This window comes from Alkalitalea saponilacus, assembly GCF_900168165.1.
GTDB classification, from domain to species: Bacteria; Bacteroidota; Bacteroidia; order Bacteroidales; family Marinilabiliaceae; genus Natronoflexus; species Natronoflexus saponilacus.
In genome coordinates this window covers 1-17,370 of the sequence record NZ_FUYV01000006.1, presented here as the reverse complement: position 1 = coordinate 17,370, position 17,370 = coordinate 1, and the positions used below count along the sequence as shown (strand labels likewise).

Genomic DNA, 17,370 nt, shown 5'->3' with positions numbered 1-17,370 from the left:
AAGGGGACATTTGTCCCCTTTGTTATTTAATGCGCTCTCTTTGTCTCAATCAAAACCACCCCATTGGCTCCTCTACTTCCGTAAATAGAGGCTGAAGAATCACGCAATACACTAATTTTGGAAATCTGGCATGGAGAAATATGCCCAATTGAGTTCACAACCACTCCATCAACCACGTAAAGCGCACAATTGGAAGTAACCACAGAACTCATCCCCCGAATAATAACTTCAGGTTCGCGCCCACCTGATAGAACCTGAACACCAGGAAACCGCCCTTTTATCAATTCAAATACGTCACTATACATACAGAAATCTTCTCGCTTATGGTCAATCTGAGATGCTGCAAAAGTAATATCTCGCTCGTTCATATAACCATATCCTACAGCCAACTGCCGGTTCTCAGGAGTATTCTTAAACTTAATATTTACCTCCAAAGTATCAGGAGTACGTCGATTAATTCGAACACGTTCCCTATCAAAGACTTTTCCTGAAAAGGTTAGTACGTCGCGCTCTTCTGTGACTATCACAAAATGACCGGCTGAATCAGACTGAACAGCGGCTCCGGAATTTTTTGCACGTATCTCAATATTCGATACTGTGAAATCATCCAATGTTAGTACATAACCTTGTACAACACGTTGGGCATGCATTCCACCTAATACAAGGAAGAAAAGTAATCCGATAAAATAAAATCGTTTCATATCTTTAGAATTTATTATTTCTAATTCATTGAACTAAACCATATAAACTAATAGAAATTTTTTACGTAAAAATCATTCCTCTCAATTAAAAGACAGAAAAAATAAAAATAACCCTTACTTCGAATAAAAAAATGATATAAAACAAAAAACCACTCTCGAATTCAATACAATTCATAAAAAAAGAATTATATTTGCGGCTCAAAATAATTTTACAATCATATTGTTATGTATTTGAATCAAGAAGTAAAAAAGGAAATCTTCGCAAAGTACGGAAAGTCTAATACTGATACTGGTTCCCCAGAGAGCCAGATTGCATTATTTTCTCACCGTATTTCGCATTTGACTGAGCATCTCAAGTCAAACAAAAAAGATTATAGCACAGAACACGCGTTGGTAAAAATGGTAGGTAAGCGACGTAGATTGCTCGATTATCTAAAAGCCAAAGACATTAACCGCTACAGGGCTATTATTAAAGAACTGGGAATACGTAAGTAATCCGAAACTAATAAAAAGGCAACTCAAACTAAAGAGTTGCCTTTTTTAATTTCCAGCCGATCCATTCAGCCAACGTTTCTTTTGTTCAAATCTCTGTTTAGAACAAAAAATTACAATAAATAATTTCACTATCTAACCAGAAAACGTTCGTTTTTGCTTATCGTTTCCAATAAAACATTGTTACTCAATAAAAATTCAATTTTGCATATCGTGCAGAATATCAATAAAATAAAAACACAACACCTTCTTATTACAACCCTCAAAAACAGCACATTACACAAATTAAACCTCTGCTAATCGAAAAGCATAATGATCTATTGCAGAAACTGTTTAACGAATATTTATCGATAAAAAGTTAATTGTCCATAGATATTATTCTATCTTTGGGACGAAAAATTTTAGAAAAGTTATGATTAAGTCAATTGAAAAAGTGATTGATCTTGGCGATGGAAGATCAATCGTGATAGAGACCGGAAAGTTAGCCAAACAGGCTGACGGCTCTGTCATTGTACGCATGGGTAACACATACCTACTTGCAACTGTGGTATCTGCACAGGAAGCAAAACCCGGCACTGATTTTATGCCGTTGTCTGTTGAATACAGAGAAAAATTTTCAGCCATAGGGCGTTTCCCAGGAGGTTTCCAAAAAAGAGAATCTCGTCCTTCAGACTATGAAATTCTTGTCTCAAGGCTTGTGGACAGAGCATTACGTCCTTTGTTCCCGGAAGATTATCATGCAGATACTTTCGTGAATGTCTCATTAATTTCGGCTGATAAAGAGAGTACTCCCGATGCTTTGGCAGGACTAGCAGCATCAGCTGCTTTAGCTGTTTCAGACATTCCTTTCAACGGGCCAATTTCTGAAGTGCGTGTTGCGCGCATAGATGGACAGTTGGTAGTCAATCCCACTGTTTCTCAAATGCAGAAAGCTGATTTGGACATCATCGTAGGTGCTTCTTACGACAACATAATGATGGTAGAAGGCGAAATGGACGAAGTTTCAGAAGCAGAACTACTTGAGGCTATGAAAGTGGCTCACGACGCTATCAAAGTACAGTGTAAAGCTCAAATGGAACTGGTTGAAATGCTTGGCAAAAAGCCAACACGCGAATACAACCATGAGGAAAACGATGAAGAGCTACGTGAAAAAGTTTGGAAAGAGACCTATGACAAAGCCTATGCTGTTGCAAAAAAGGCCAATCCAAATAAACTTGAAAGACTAAACGATTTCAGCCAGGTAGTGAAAGACTTCATTGAGGCCAATTATGCCGATGTGGAAGAGAGCGAAATCCCGATGGATTTGATCAAAAAGTACTACCACGATGTTGAAAAAGAGGCTGTACGCAGATTCATGCTCGATGAAAACGTTCGTATAGACGGACGAAAAATGGACGAAATTCGCCCCATCTGGTGTGAAGTTGATTGTTTGCCGGGCCCTCATGGAGCATCCATTTTCACAAGAGGTGAAACTCAGTCTTTAACAACTGTTACACTTGGAACTAAAATGGATGAAAAAATCGTGGACGATGTTCTTAACAGAAGCATCGACAGATTTTTGCTCCACTACAACTTCCCTCCTTTCTCAACCGGAGAAGCCAGACCATACCGCGGCGTTGGCCGACGCGAAATTGGTCACGGAAACCTCGCCATGAGAGCTCTTAAAGGAATGATTCCTGCTGATAATCCGTATGTTATCAGAGTTATGTCTGACATACTTGAATCAAACGGTTCTTCATCAATGGCAACTGTGTGTGCAGGAACACTTGCATTAATGGATGCAGGGATCAAAATTAAAGCCCCCGTTTCCGGCATTGCCATGGGACTTATCACCGACACAAAATCAGATAAATATGTAGTATTGTCTGACATTCTTGGCGACGAGGATCACTTGGGTGATATGGACTTTAAAGTTACCGGTACACAAAAAGGGATCACCGCCACGCAAATGGACATAAAAGTGGCAGGGCTTTCGTATGAAATCCTTGAAAAAGCTCTTGAGCAGGCAAAAGCTGGTCGTTTGCATATTCTTGAAAAACTTATTGAGACCATGCCTGAAACACGTGCCGACTACAAGCCTCATGCTCCAAGAATCGTTTCAATTAAGATTCCAAAAGAGATGATTGGTGCAGTAATTGGCCCCGGAGGTAAAATCATTCAGGAAATCCAAGCTTCTACCGGAACCATTTTGACCATTACCGAAGAAGGAATGTTTGGACAGGTGGACATTGCGGCTGATAACAAAGAAGCCATTGACAAAGCGCTTGACAGAATCAACGCCATTGTAGCCATACCTGAAATGGGCAAGGTTTACAAAGGAAAAGTGAAGTCAATCGTGCCTTTCGGAGCTTTTGTTGAAATTCTTCCTGGCAAAGACGGATTACTTCACATTTCAGAAATCGACTGGAAACGCATCGAAAAAACAGAAGATGTGTTAAAAGAAGGCGAAGAAATTGAAGTAAAATTAATCGAAATTGATTCCAGATCAGGGAAACTAAAACTTTCAAGAAAAGTTCTTCTTCCCAGGGAAAATGATAAATCGAAATAGAGTAATCCTCTTATACAGATCAAACGCTGCCCCCATGGGCAGCGTTTTTTTTTGCTTTTTTCCTCCATTTTTTTACAAACAGGAACAAAAATCCTTAAAACTATAGGTTGGATTTTTAACTCATCCACATTTCATTAGAATTTCTAAAACAAATAGATTAAATTCGTGTTTTGGTATCATCTATCCATTTTTTCCATTTTAAAATCAACCTAGTGGAACACGAACCGCTAAAACTGCCTCAATGGTATGAAAACATAAGCGACATATTCCGTGACGTACCACGCGAATCGGTTCGCCATTATAACATAGAAACCATTCCAAGGCTAATGTGTACGCTCGATCATAAAAAAGATCAATGTGAAGAGTGCAGGGAGAGCTATATAATTTTATACAAGATGCTGGAACATGCGGCAATTTGGGTAAAAGACGAAACACCTGAACTCAAACAATTCCAGAAACAGCTGCAAAACTCAGCAGTTCATCTGAAAAAGAAACACAACATGACACCCAAAGGGCTTTTGCTATCAAGATACACCCTTTATGGAATCGTTTCAGGAATTATCACGGCACTTCTCTTTAATCTTGGTGGAAGTCAGATTGAGATTCATGAACTCCTCATGTTATTTATCGCAGGCGGTATGACACTGGGTTGGGTAACAGGTAAATCCTATGAAAGAATACTAAAAAAACAAGGAAAAATATTTTAATCAATTAATACGATGAAACGAAAACTAGTCATTTGCGTTACTTTACTGGCTCTAACAATTGCTGGCACTTCATGCCGACAAAAATCATCTCCCGGTCTAACTTATCCTGTAACCCAAAAAGGGGATGTTGTAGACACCTATTTTGGCCATGAAGTCCCCGATCCATTTCGTTGGCTCGAAGATGACCATGCACCAGAAACCAAAGAGTGGGTAAAAGCACAAAACAAAGTAACCAACGCATGGTTGCAACAAATACCATTCAGAGAAGATATAAAAAACAGGCTGACCGAAGTATGGTCATACACAAGGCAGTTTTCACCCTGGAAACGTGGCGAAAACATCTTTTATTACCGTCATGATGGCATCAGAAACCACGCCGTTCTATATGTAAAAGAGAAAAATGGTGAAGAAAAAGTCCTGATTGATCCAAACCTTTTTTCTGAAGACGGCACCACCAGTTTGGCCATGGCGTCGGTATCAAAAGACGGAAAATATGTTGCATATGGTATCAGTAAAGGAGGCTCAGACTGGAGAGAGGTTTTTGTAAGAGAAGTTGCCACCGGCAAGGACTTGGACACACACCTTAAATGGATAAAGTTTTCTGGGCTGTCGTGGGATGAAAACGGCTTTTACTATAGTAGATACGACGAGCCTGCTCCGGGAGATGAACTTTCGGCAAGCAATGAATTTCAGAAAGTATTTTACCACAAACTAGGGACTTCCCAGGATCAGGATCTGTTGATTCATCAAGACAATGACAACCCCCAAATGAACTTTTCAGCACAGGTTGATGATGACAACAAATATCTTATGCTCTACTCAAGAATTTCTACACAGGGTAACAATCTGTTCATCCGAGACCTTAACAGGGGAGGTAATTGGATTGTAGCAGACACAGACTTCGAAACCCAGAGTAGTTATGTTGGAACCATAGGAAATGAAATACTTGTCCTTACAAATTACGATGCACCCCGATATCGGCTGATGGCCATACATCCCAACAGACCCAATGTGGAAAACTGGAGAGAAATTATACCGGAATCCGGGAATGTTTTAAGATCTGTAACGACATCAGACAATTACATCATCGCCCATTACATGGTGGATGTTCAATCCAGATTAAGCCTTTATTCAAAAGCCGGCAGATACATTCGTGACATCAAACTGCCCGGGTCTGGATCAGCCTCGGGACTCTCAACTTTTAGTGAAGAAGACGTTCTCTATTTCACCTTTGCATCCTTTACAACACCGGAGAGTGTATACAGAAAGGATTTGAAATCAACGAACCCACCGGTTGCTCACTTCGTTCCCAACGTAGACTTCAAAAGTGAAGAGTATACTGTAAACCAAGTCTTTGTTGAAGCAGAAGATGGAGCAGAAATTCCACTGTTTATTGTCCATAAAAAAGATATCGAGTTGGATGGCAGCAACCCGGCATTGCTTTACGGTTATGGAGGCTTTAATGTGGTGCAATCTCCTAGATTTGATGCACGCATTGTACCCTGGCTTGAAAACGGTGGTATATACATTCACGCACACATCCGCGGAGGTGGTGAATATGGAGAAGGATGGTATCGTGCAGGGATCAAAAAAAATAAACAACGCGTTTTTGATGACTTCATTCTGGCTGCCGAATTTTTAGTAGAATCAGGTTATACATCCCCCGAAAAACTAGCCATAATGGGAGGCAGTAATGGCGGTTTGCTCGTTGGAGCAGTGGCTAATCAACGCCCGGATCTGTTTGCAGTTGCGCTACCGGCTGTAGGCGTAATGGACATGCTCAGGTATCAATATTTTACAATTGGATGGGCTTGGGCTGGAGATTATGGAAGAAGCGATGATAGTGAAGAGATGTTCAAATATCTATATGCTTATTCTCCTATCCACAATATCCCAAAAGGAAAACTGTTCCCAGCTACTCTGGTAACGACTGCCGATCACGACGACCGAGTTGTACCAGCTCATTCATTCAAATACATAGCCACTCTGCAGGATAGGTATAGTGGCCCGAATCCGGTACTCATCAGAATAGAAACATTGGCAGGGCATGGAGCAGGAAAACCTCTTTCAATGCAAATTGAAGAAGTGGCAGACAGACTAGCTTTTACATTATTTAGCATGAATGAAACATGGAATTCAGAAAAAAATAAGTAATTCAACCGAAAATAAGCTAAAGTTACTTGCAGATATAAAAAAAGTAATGAATATTTGCATCTAAGTAAAAGCATTAACAATTATTGGATCAAGGCAGATTATTGGAATTTTCGGAAAAACAAATAAAACACTGTACTTCAGCCACATAAAGAAATACAATAAGATTTAACTACTTCGAAAACTCAATAAAAATGCGGAATCTAAGAAATTATTGTTAATTTAGAATTTGATTCGCCTTAGAATCTATTTGAGAGGCAATAAAAAAAGATACTAAATATTTTTTATGTTGGATCTAATATAAAGTTCGTACCCGATAAAATGCCTTAACAGCTAATATTAACAATAAATAGGGTTTGAAACTTTTATTTTTTGAAAACATTATTATATTTGTGTGTGAGATTTAGAATTAGTTCAAGAACAAATAATTAAGCAAACATTATGAAAAGAACGACAATCAAACTTTTTGCTTTTCTGGCACTAACTGCTGTAGTTTTTGCCGGATGCTCCAGTCTCGAGAAGATGAGACGAAATGCTGGAGATATTAGCTATACCGTTACACCTGAAGTTTTGGAGGCTCATGGGGGCCAGGTAAATGCAAATATCAGAGTAAGAATCCCTGCTGGATATTTTGACCGCAGAGCTACTCTGGAAGCTACACCTGTATTGGTATACGAAGGTGGTGAAACCGCTTTCCCAAGCTATACTATTCAAGGCGACCGTGCTGAAGGTAACCATCAGGTTATTTCAAGAGCCAATGGCGGCCAGGTTAGCTACGAACAATCTGTTCCTTACAATGAGAACATGAGAGTTTCTGACCTTGTTGTACGCATTCGTGCCACCAGAGGTAACAATGAAGTAGTATTTGAACCCTACAAAATTGCTGAAGGTGTTATTTCTACTTCTGCTATGGTTGAAGCAAAAGGAATTAAAAGCACTGTTGGTGCAGACCAATTCCAAAGAATCATCCCAATTACAAAAACTGCCGAAATTCTTTATTTGATTCATCAGGCGAACATTCGTAACACTGAGTTGACTAAGGATGAAGTAAAAGCAATCAACGACTTTATTGTACAAGTTCGTGATACCGAGAACAAAGAATTCAGAGGAGTTGACATCTCGTCTTACGCTTCTCCTGACGGGCCAATCGACTTAAATACCCGTTTGGCATCTCAGCGTGAAAACTCAGCGAAAAGCCACCTTTCTCGTCAGTTTACAAGAGCAAGAATTGCTGAAGCAAATGATGCTGACTTCTTTGACCTGAGAACAACTCCTGAAGACTGGGAAGGTTTCAAGCAATTAGTTGAAAGAAGCAACATACAGGATAAAGAATTAATCCTACGTGTTCTTTCTATGCACACCGACCCTGAAGTACGTGAGCGTGAAATCAAAAACATGTCCAGCACTTTTGAAGTTTTAGCTGACGAAATTTTACCACAACTACGTCGTTCAAGACTAAGTGTTAACGTTGAAGAAATTGGAAAATCTGACGAAGAGATTTCAGATCTTGCTTCAAGCAATCCATCTGCCCTTAACGTTGAAGAAATTCTTTACGCTGCAACTTTAACTGATAATGTTGATGAGCAACTTGCCATTTATCAGGCTGCTGCCTCTCAATTTGCAAACGACTGGAGAACTCATAACAATGTAGGTTATGCCCTTTACAAAAAAGATGACCTTTCTGGTGCTAAAGTTGCCTTTGAAAGAGCTAACTCTACTCAGGCAAACCAACCTGAGGTAATGAACAACCTTGGTGCAGTTGCTCTTCGTGAAGGTGACATTGCAAAAGCTGAAGAATACTTTGGTGCTGCTGCCGGTGCAGGAAGTGCTCTTGACAACAACCTTGGTGTTGTAGCTCTTAAAAAAGGTCTTTACGACGAAGCTGTTCGTTACTTTGGAAACAGTGTAAGCAACAACGCTGCCCTTGCAAAAATTCTTGCAGGCAACTATGACGCTGCTCTTTCTACACTTAACGCAAACACAGAAGAAGTTGGTCTTAAGTATTATCTAAAAGCGATCGTTGCTGTTCGCACCAACGATACGGATATGATGTTTGACAGTCTTCGTAAAGCAACTGATCTGGATGCTAAATACAAGCAATATGCTGCTACTGACATGGAATTCGCGAGATTCTTTGCAGATGCTACCTTCAGATCAATTGTACAATAAACTCAATATTGAATCATATAAAAAAGGGATGGTCACTGACCATCCCTTTTTTCATAATAAACAGTCTCAAGCCACCCTAACAGCTCCAGACATATCCCCAATTTGGAAATTGTAAACTAAGACAGGATTAACCATACCCTGTTCAATCTGCATACAAGTTTTTTACTTTTCTAAAAAGAAGTATCAAGTTGTATATTGTTTAAAAATTAACAAACTCTCTTCCTATCCTCATAATTTATTCTGTATATTTGTAATAAACGCATCAATACACCGTTTTTAACAGCAAAATGCAATGCTATGAACCAGGCTGTTATCACCTCTATCATACTACTTTTTTCATTTTCATCCTTGTTGTCGGGACAAACAGGAAGAAACCAAATTGAATGCTGGCCTTCGGAATGGTGGATAGGTATGCAGAATAACAGACTGCTTTTGGTTATTCAAGGGAATAATGTGGCACAAAGTCAGGCCGAGATCAACCAGCCAGGCATAATCATCAGGAATCAATATCCCGCACAAAACCGAACTCACCTGTTTCTGGAAATAGAAATATCAAATAACGCATCGCCCGGAATCTACCCAATACGGCTTTCAAACAGAAACCAGGCTGTAGGAGTTGTCAACTTTACCCTCAATAACAGAGTCACAAATTTTAATCCGGCCAGATTAACCGGAGCTGACGCCATATATCAAATTGTCCCTGATCGTTTTGTCAATGCTGTTCCGGCAAATGATAACATAAACGGGTATTTCGAACGGGCAGACCGAATGAATCCTGCTGGTATTCATGGCGGAGATCTACAGGGGATTATTAACTCCTCAAATTATTTGAGGCAACTCGGAGTTACCACTATTGAACTGACTCCAGTGTATGAAACGAACCAACTTGTACTATCCTACGAAAGATTTTCACCTACGAACCACTACAAAGTTGATTCACGATTAGGTAGCATTAATGACCTAACTAATCTAGTTTCTCATTATAGAACAAGAAACATCAAAGTAATTCTAACCAAGGTTCTGCATAAAGCCGGAAACCAAAGCTCTCTCATACAAAACCTTCCGGCATCAGATTGGATTTATCAAAGAGATAACATTCATTCCGGCAGCGATAACCCCATTGTCTTTGCGGATCCATACGCCAGCAGAGAAGATATCGGCCGGCAAACCAACAGATGGGAATCATTCGACTCACCATCTCTCAACCATAATAATCCTGAGGTTCGAAGATATCTGATTCAAAATGTTCTTTGGTGGATACAGAAAACACAACCGGATGGTATTAAAATTGAAAAAACACACCTCTTGCATCCCCTATTACTGCAAGAACTATCACAAGCAATTACGCTGGATTTTCCATCATTAAACCTCATAGCTTCAGCTGAAACCTCATCGGTTGTTCATAACAAATACTGGAAAACCGGTGCCAATGGCGAATTCTCATTTACACATATAACCGATCAGCCTCTATACAGAAATTGGATGGATGTATTTGCCGAATACAGCCGTCCGAATGACATGCTATTCAACATTTACAAAACCAAAGCTAGAGACCGTGCATATTCTGATGCTGCATCGCAGCTTATTTTTGCCGGCGATAACCATGACCTCACCAGACTCTTTACTCTTGCAGAAAAAGATTTAAGCATATTCAAAATGTATGCTGGTTTTTTATTCACTACCAGAGGCATCCCATCCTTCCTATACGGATCGGAGGTCATGATGGAAGGGCTGGCTGCACAAGGAACCGGTTTTTTAAGAGGGGACTTCCCCGGAGGATGGCCCGGAGATCAGGTGAGCGCTTTCAACCCAAACACACTCTCGAACCAACAACGTGAAGCTTTAAGATATTTCACTGCTCTACTTAACTGGAGAAAAAACAATCCGGACCTGATGACCGGTAACACCATCCATTTTGAGCCAAGGGATAACATTTATGCCTACATTAGAGAATCGGAGCACAAATTGTTACTGGTTATTATCAATAACCATATTTCATCTCCAAAAAGAATTGAACCCGGTAGATTCTCTGCATCAATAGGCAATATCGGTCAAGTTACAAACATTGCCACAGGTGAAGTCTCTTCTGGATTTGGCAACATCATTCTCAATCCGAAAAGCATCCTGATGCTTGAGCTGGTAAAAAACCAATAACACATTCATAAGTCAGCAGATACAAACCGACGCAAGCTCCACGTATTTAGCACCCTCTGGTCGGAGTACGCTTTCATAATAAACAACTTTTGATAATGAAACAGCATGATTCGCTAATGTGAATTTCCCATCAAAACTATCTCTGAACTTCTTTTCGTCTATCAACTGCTTTATTCGGCCAATGGTTATGTGTGCAACAAAGTCTCTTTGTTCAACTTTAATACCTGCATTTTGTAATTGACTACTGAAGTATTGATGTAAATCGTTCAGTACTGAGTTATCTTTTATTCCAAGCCATAAAACCCGGGGACTTCTAAGGGAACTAAAAACACCAAACCCGGACAGATCAATAATACTGGTTGAAAATTGACCAGTAAATTGGAACAACAAATCTGTGATTTGTTGTTCCAATTTAGAACTGGTTTCACCTATAAACGCAATTGTAATATGCATTTGATTAACATCAACCCATTTTACATTTACCCCACACAAATTTTCCTTAAAAAATTCTATTTCATCCAGAAGGGGCTCAACTGGCTGAATTGGGACAGCTATAAAAGTCCTTTTCATAAATCCACTGTTTGCAATTGTTTCAGGATTATTTTAATTTAGTCATTGGATGTAAAACCTAATAAAATTACACAATCATGACAAAAAAGAAAATTGCAGTCATATTAGCAGGATGTGGTGTATATGATGGAGCAGAAATTCACGAATCGGTTCTTACTATGTTGGCAATTCAGCAGGCCGGCGCCGAATATGAATTGTTTGCGCCTGATATTGAGCAACATCATGTAGTGAATCACATATCTGGCGAAGAGATGAATGAAAAACGAAATGTGCTGATTGAAGCGGCCAGAATTGCCCGAGGAAATATTAAACCGTTATCAGAACTTAAAGTAGAGAATGCAGATGCACTCATGATTCCCGGTGGTTTCGGGGTAGCCAAAAACCTTTGCTCTTTTGCTGTTGATGGCCCCGATTGCAAAGTCAATCCGGAAGCTGAACTGGTGGTAAAATCCTTCCATAAAGCCGGAAAACCCATTGGAGCATTATGTATCTCTCCTGCTTTAATCACAAAGGTTTTAGGAGCAGCAGAAGTAACCATTGGAAGCGATGAAGGCACAGCCGCTGCCATTAATAAAATGGGTGGGACTCATGTAAATACTACTCATGGTGAAGTTATAATTGACAAAAAAAACAAGATAGCCACAACTCCTTGCTATATGTTGGATGCAACCATCACACAGATTGCCGAAGGAGCCGGTAATATTGTCAAAACTGTGTTGAAAATGATCTAATGTAAGATTTAATATAGCAGATATGCGATTTAGCATATCTGCATTTTTTAATCATCTTGCTAAAAATCAATCAGAGTAGTCCCATATCGATTAACTGGATGATGTGCTCAACCATTTTATCATCCTGATCGGGATCGTATTCATCTTTTAGATTTGCACCAAACAAGCGTGCAATTCCCTGCCAAAAAAAGGCAGGCACTCCCCCTTTATACTCCCGAATGAGATTATAACTGGTATCTCCGGTCTCCCTGTCTATTAGTTTAATCAATAATCGTCCCTGGGTGAAAGTCAGTCTTCTCAAAGGATCTTCAAACTCAGCAAACAACTCACGCTCTGCACTTCTTAAATAGCGACGCCTCTCCCTGTCGTCCTTAATTTTCGCCATCTCATTATTGATTTCCAGCATTTTTTCAGCTGCAAGTCTAGCGTATGGAAGAGTCACTTTTACATTATGTGCCAAACGCCCATAACGTCTCTCTTCACGGCGATTCTGAAAGTTCCATGGCGGGATAATTCTAACCTCATCCAACAAAACATGAGCAATGGTGTCTCCATCCCTAATTTCAGAACGCAGATAGTGCAGGTTGATCAAGAGAGAATCGGTCTCCAGAATTGGGTGCACTCGTTGTCCGGATGCGCTCATTGAAATCAGAGCCAGAGCTGTTGATAATATAATGAGACTTAGCTTTGTCATAAACCCTGCAAAGATGATTTAAGGCCAAATAAAATTAATACTACATAAATAGATTTGCAAAAATCAGGCCTTAATTAACATGACATGAGAAGTGGGAAAAAGCAAACTTCTTTTATAATTTGCTCCGCAGCCATTCAATTTCTTTTTCCCACAAGCTTTCATCAGGGGTTTCCAAAACAATCGGGATTGCTGAAAACCGATCATCACGAATAAAACGTTTAAAAAAGTCTTTCCCCATCAAACCCTGTCCCAGACTATCATGCCTGTCAACCCGACTAGCTAGAGGTTTTTTACTATCATTTAAATGAATTCCTTTTAAATATTCTGCTCCAATGATTTCATCAAACTTCTTCCAGGTTTCTGAATAACCATCAGCATCCACAATATCATAACCGGCAGTGTAGGCATGGCAGGTGTCAATACAAACTCCAACACGGCTTTTGTCTTCAACCCCGTTAATGATTTGAGCAAGATGTTCAAACTTATACCCCATGTTGGTTCCCTGTCCGGAGGTATTCTCAATAACTGCCGTAACTCCCTTTGTTTTATCCAACACAAAATTGATTGATTCAGCAATTCGTTTCAAACATTCGTCCTCTGTGATTTCGTTAAGATGACTTCCCGGATGAAAGTTGAGCAACTGCAAACCTAATTGTTCACATCTTTGCATTTCATCCAAAAATGCTTTTCTTGATTTTTCAATTCCTTCACGTTTAGGATGTCCCAAATTAATCAGATAACTGTCATGCGGTAAAATAAAGGCTGGATCGAGTTGATTCTCCTCGCAGTGTTGTTTAAACAAATCAATGCTGCCGGAAGACAAGGGTTTTGCCACCCATTGACGTTGGTTTTTGGTAAATAAAGCAAATGCATTTGCACCAATTGCAGCTGCATTGAGAGGAGCGTTTTCAACTCCACCTGCAGCACTTACATGGGCGCCAATATATCTGGGTTTACTCATACTAAAAAATCTGTTGATGTTTTTGAATTTATTCTGGTTACTAAATTGCTCTAAATTCTGACTGGGAAGCAATTATCAAGTCAAACGTGAATTACCTCCTCGCGCACCCCTAGATCACAAGGGGGAACCGCCAAACAAACCAAGTTAATCCGAAATCTTATGATTGACTTGACACTAGTTTACCAAAGATTTTACCAATACGGCAGCTTCCTCAAGCGTTATGGCAGAATAAACCTTCAGGCCGGAATTGTCAATCACATTTTTTCCTTCCTGAGCATTTGTTCCCTGAAGGCGGACAATTACCGGCACATTGATGTTTCCTAGTTTCTTATATGCCTCAACTACTCCGTTGGCAACCCGGTCGCAACGAACAATACCTCCAAAAATATTTATCAGAACAGCTTTCACATTCTCATCGGAAAGAATAATTTTCAATCCGGCCTCAACAGTTTGTGCATTGGCACCTCCACCAACATCAAGAAAGTTAGCCGGATCACCACCCGATAATTTGATGATATCCATGGTTGCCATAGCCAAACCGGCTCCATTCACCATACACCCTACATTGCCGTCAAGTTTGACAAAATTAAGGTCATTTTTGCCAGCTTCTACTTCAGCAGCATCTTCTTCAGAGATGTCTCGCATAGCAGCAATTTCAGGATGGCGATATAATGCATTGTCATCTATGTTGACCTTGGCATCCACAGCCAGAATTTTTTCATCGGTTGTTTTCAGTACCGGATTGATTTCAAAAAGAGAAGCATCACAAGAAAGATAAGATTGATATAAACTTTTTACAAAACGAGTCATTTCAGATGCTGCTTTCCCAGACAATCCCAAATTATAGGCAATTCGCCTGGTTTGAAATGGCAAAATTCCTAATGCAGGGTCAATTGGCTCGCGGAAAATTCTGTCAGGTCGTGTTGCGGCAACCTCTTCAATATCCACACCTCCATCGGGAGAATACATCACCACGTTTTTCTCCGTACGTCTATCCAGCAGAATACTCATGTAAAACTCCTCCTTTTCAACAGGCCCAGGATAGTAAACATCCTGAGCAACTAGCACTTTATGCACTTGCTTACCGCTCGGGCCGGTTTGTGGTGTTACCAGTTGCATGCCGATAATCTGACCTGCAATTTCTTTAACCTCATCAAGACTTTTTGCCAGCTTTACCCCTCCCCCTTTTCCACGACCTCCGGCATGAATCTGAGCTTTAATTACCCACCACGAAGTGCCTGTGAGTTTTTGCAATTCCTTTGCAGCACTTACCGCCTCATTGGGACTTGATACAACTATGCCTTCCTGAATGGTAACACCATTCTGTTTTAAAATGGATTTAGCCTGATATTCATGAATATTCATAATCTAAGATTTAATGAAGTGCAGTTTTTCTCGTTTTGAGCACTCCTGATGGATTAATTATGGTTCAATTTAAATATTTTTAAAAAATCTGCAAATTTTAGCATTTAACATTTTGCCGTTTAAACCTGCAAAATGGCTTTTATAATTTCTACTTTTGTAATGATAAAACTCCGTTGTAAACTGAAATCAAAATTTAATGCGAAAACTCCGTATTACTGAATTAAACAGATTAACCCCGGAAGAGTTTAAAGTAACCGGAAAAATTGAAGTGGTTATTATTCTGGACAATGTAAGAAGTTTGCACAATGTAGGAAGCGTTTTTCGCACTGCAGATGCGTTTTGCATTAAAAGCATCTGTTTGTGTGGCATTACTGCCACACCACCACACAATGAAATCCACAAAACTGCGCTAGGTGCCGAGGATACTGTTTCATGGAAATATTTTGAAAAAACGGAAGATGCAGTAAACGAATTAATCAACCATGATTACCGCATAATTGGAATTGAACAGGTTGAAAACAGCATTCAACTGAATCATTTCTCATTTAATGCATCTGAAAAATATGCCATAATTTTTGGCAATGAAGTTAAAGGGGTTCAGCAAGCGGTTATAAATATGTGCAACGATTGTATTGAAATACCTCAATTTGGGACGAAACATTCTTTGAATGTTTCGGTATCGGCAGGAGTTGTTTTGTGGGAAATGGCAAAAAAAATCCACCCAAAGCTCAACGCTTAAACTCAAAAACCATACATTCATCAACAAACTTTATCTGTTTGCAAATATAAGATTGACATTGGGAGAATGCGATTATAATTTTGGTAACACAAAATTTTCAAACCAAAACATTATTGTTATGAATCGCAATCATCAATCCATTCTACTAATCATCCTCTTATTTTCGTTTGTATCCTCACCTATATTTGGACAAGGATTACTGGAACGTGCCACCCGAAGAGCTGCAGAACGACTTGAACAAAAAACTGAGGAGAGAATCGATCGCAAAGTTGACGATGCCATTGACCGGAGTTTAGATAATGTTGAATCTTCAGTGGAGCGTGACGAGCCAGACAGAGACCAAAGGTCTTCAACAAGTGAAAGAAGAGCAGAGGAACGTGAAGAACGTTCACAGAGAAGGTTTCAGTCCATGATGAGCAATATGGGCGTATCAGGCGAGCCTGTTCCCATTGAGGATCAATACCGGTTTCATTCTACGCTACGCATGAATATGCAGATGTACGACGGCGATGGAACTCTTCAAAACGATGGTGATTTTATCACCTATGTATCCAGCAACAGTGAATACCTGGCTTATGAGTTTATTTCCGGCAATACCCAGGCCATTGGTACTGTAGAAGAAGGCGGAACCATCATTGTTGACACAAAAAACAAAGCCACGATTGTTCTCACGCAGGAACGTGGGAAAAAAACCGGCATCGCTTATGGTTCAGATGCCATGAATCATTTTACAGGCATGGACGACTCCCTGTATGACGAGGATGATGATTTTGAAACTGAAACCAATCCAAAATTTCGAAAAACCGGCCGTACCAAGACCATACATGGCCATCGTTGCGAAGAATGGGAGTTTTCAGATGACGAAGGAAAAGGAACATTTTGGATAGCTCCAAACTTTCAGGGCGATTCCAGGCACTTATTCGGTTCAGTATTTACCGTTTCGGCTGTTGCCCATGGACAACCTTCGGGCTTTATCATGGAAAGCGAATATACCGAACATGAAAGCGGAGAAAGAAATGTTATGAAAGTAACCGAAATTAATGACCGCGCCAACGTCACATTCAACATGGCTGATTATGAAATAACCAATATCGGTTCGTTTAACATGGCTGATAAATAACAACACAAATAGAATCAGACACTTTAATAGGAGTTTAAACCACAAAAGTCACAAAGACAGCACAAAGTTCACAATTTGAAATCATTGTCAAATATTTCTTTATGAACTTGGTGAAATTCTTAATGATTTTTGTGGTTTTTATTTGAGCTTTGGAGAATTGCAGAATTCTTTTTAAACCAATAGCGTCCTAAACGATTAAAAAAGTGAGAAGGAATTTAAGTATCTCAAATTATCTTTGAGGTGCACAACAAAAAAACCTTCTCACATG

The 17,370-nt window shown here is 39.7% G+C and carries 14 protein-coding genes; 9 read left to right on the top strand and 5 right to left on the bottom strand.

Annotated elements, in window-relative coordinates:
* Positions 1–26 precede the first annotated feature (26 nt).
* Positions 27–701 carry a TonB-dependent receptor plug domain-containing protein gene (locus B5X70_RS06720; protein WP_079557141.1) on the bottom strand — a complete coding sequence of 225 codons (675 nt, stop codon included), beginning with the start codon at positions 699–701 and terminating at the stop codon, positions 27–29.
* 225 nt (positions 702–926) lie between these two features.
* Between B5X70_RS06720 and rpsO the strand changes: the two genes are divergently transcribed.
* The 6 genes from rpsO to B5X70_RS06690 all read left to right on the top strand — a co-directional run bounded on the left by rpsO (position 927) and on the right by B5X70_RS06690 (position 10,922).
* The gene (rpsO, locus tag B5X70_RS06715; protein WP_079557140.1) at positions 927–1,196 is read left to right on the top strand and encodes a 30S ribosomal protein S15; all 270 of its coding nucleotides are present in this window, start codon (positions 927–929) and stop codon (positions 1,194–1,196) included.
* Positions 1,197–1,605: 409 nt separating this feature from the next.
* Positions 1,606–3,741, top strand: a complete 2,136-nt coding sequence (gene pnp / locus B5X70_RS06710; RefSeq protein ID WP_079557139.1) for a polyribonucleotide nucleotidyltransferase — start codon at positions 1,606–1,608, stop codon at positions 3,739–3,741.
* A gap of 212 nt (positions 3,742–3,953) precedes the next feature.
* Positions 3,954–4,448 (top strand): hypothetical protein, encoded by a 495-nt coding sequence (locus tag B5X70_RS06705; RefSeq protein WP_079557138.1) that lies wholly within the window; start codon positions 3,954–3,956, stop codon positions 4,446–4,448.
* A 12-nt stretch (positions 4,449–4,460) separates the two neighbouring features.
* The gene (locus B5X70_RS06700; RefSeq protein WP_079557137.1) at positions 4,461–6,602 is read left to right on the top strand and encodes a prolyl oligopeptidase family serine peptidase; all 2,142 of its coding nucleotides are present in this window, start codon (positions 4,461–4,463) and stop codon (positions 6,600–6,602) included.
* Between the two features lie 438 nt (positions 6,603–7,040).
* Complete coding sequence (locus B5X70_RS06695; RefSeq protein WP_079557136.1) at positions 7,041–8,768, top strand: tetratricopeptide repeat protein; 1,728 nt, start codon at positions 7,041–7,043, stop codon at positions 8,766–8,768.
* Positions 8,769–9,065: 297 nt separating this feature from the next.
* Entirely contained in the window at positions 9,066–10,922 is a 1,857-nt protein-coding gene (locus tag B5X70_RS06690; protein WP_079557135.1) for an alpha-amylase family glycosyl hydrolase, read from the top strand.
* A gap of 12 nt (positions 10,923–10,934) precedes the next feature.
* On the opposite strand, the gene thpR is transcribed toward B5X70_RS06690, so the two are convergent.
* Positions 10,935–11,492, bottom strand: a complete 558-nt coding sequence (gene thpR / locus B5X70_RS06685) for an RNA 2',3'-cyclic phosphodiesterase (protein WP_079557134.1) — start codon at positions 11,490–11,492, stop codon at positions 10,935–10,937.
* A gap of 77 nt (positions 11,493–11,569) precedes the next feature.
* Here thpR and elbB point away from each other — a divergent pair, with 77 nt between their 5' ends.
* On the top strand, positions 11,570–12,223 hold the full coding sequence (elbB, locus tag B5X70_RS06680) for an isoprenoid biosynthesis glyoxalase ElbB (RefSeq protein WP_079557133.1): 654 nt from the start codon (positions 11,570–11,572) through the stop codon (positions 12,221–12,223).
* A gap of 70 nt (positions 12,224–12,293) precedes the next feature.
* On the opposite strand, the gene B5X70_RS06675 is transcribed toward elbB, so the two are convergent.
* From B5X70_RS06675 to sucC, 3 genes are all read right to left on the bottom strand, one after another.
* A complete protein-coding gene (locus B5X70_RS06675) occupies positions 12,294–12,917 on the bottom strand; it encodes a DUF4294 domain-containing protein (RefSeq protein ID WP_079557132.1) in 624 nt (207 codons plus the stop codon).
* A 112-nt stretch (positions 12,918–13,029) separates the two neighbouring features.
* Positions 13,030–13,878, bottom strand: a complete 849-nt coding sequence (gene nfo, locus B5X70_RS06670) for a deoxyribonuclease IV (RefSeq protein WP_079557131.1) — start codon at positions 13,876–13,878, stop codon at positions 13,030–13,032.
* 174 nt (positions 13,879–14,052) lie between these two features.
* Positions 14,053–15,243 (bottom strand): ADP-forming succinate--CoA ligase subunit beta, encoded by a 1,191-nt coding sequence (gene sucC, locus B5X70_RS06665; protein ID WP_079557130.1) that lies wholly within the window; start codon positions 15,241–15,243, stop codon positions 14,053–14,055.
* 196 nt (positions 15,244–15,439) lie between these two features.
* Between sucC and B5X70_RS06660 the strand changes: the two genes are divergently transcribed.
* Positions 15,440–15,982: an RNA methyltransferase gene (locus tag B5X70_RS06660; RefSeq protein ID WP_079557129.1), complete on the top strand. Its 543-nt coding sequence runs from the start codon at positions 15,440–15,442 to the stop codon at positions 15,980–15,982.
* Between the two features lie 118 nt (positions 15,983–16,100).
* A complete protein-coding gene (locus B5X70_RS06655; RefSeq protein WP_079557128.1) occupies positions 16,101–17,102 on the top strand; it encodes a hypothetical protein in 1,002 nt (333 codons plus the stop codon).
* Positions 17,103–17,370: the final 268 nt, after the last annotated feature.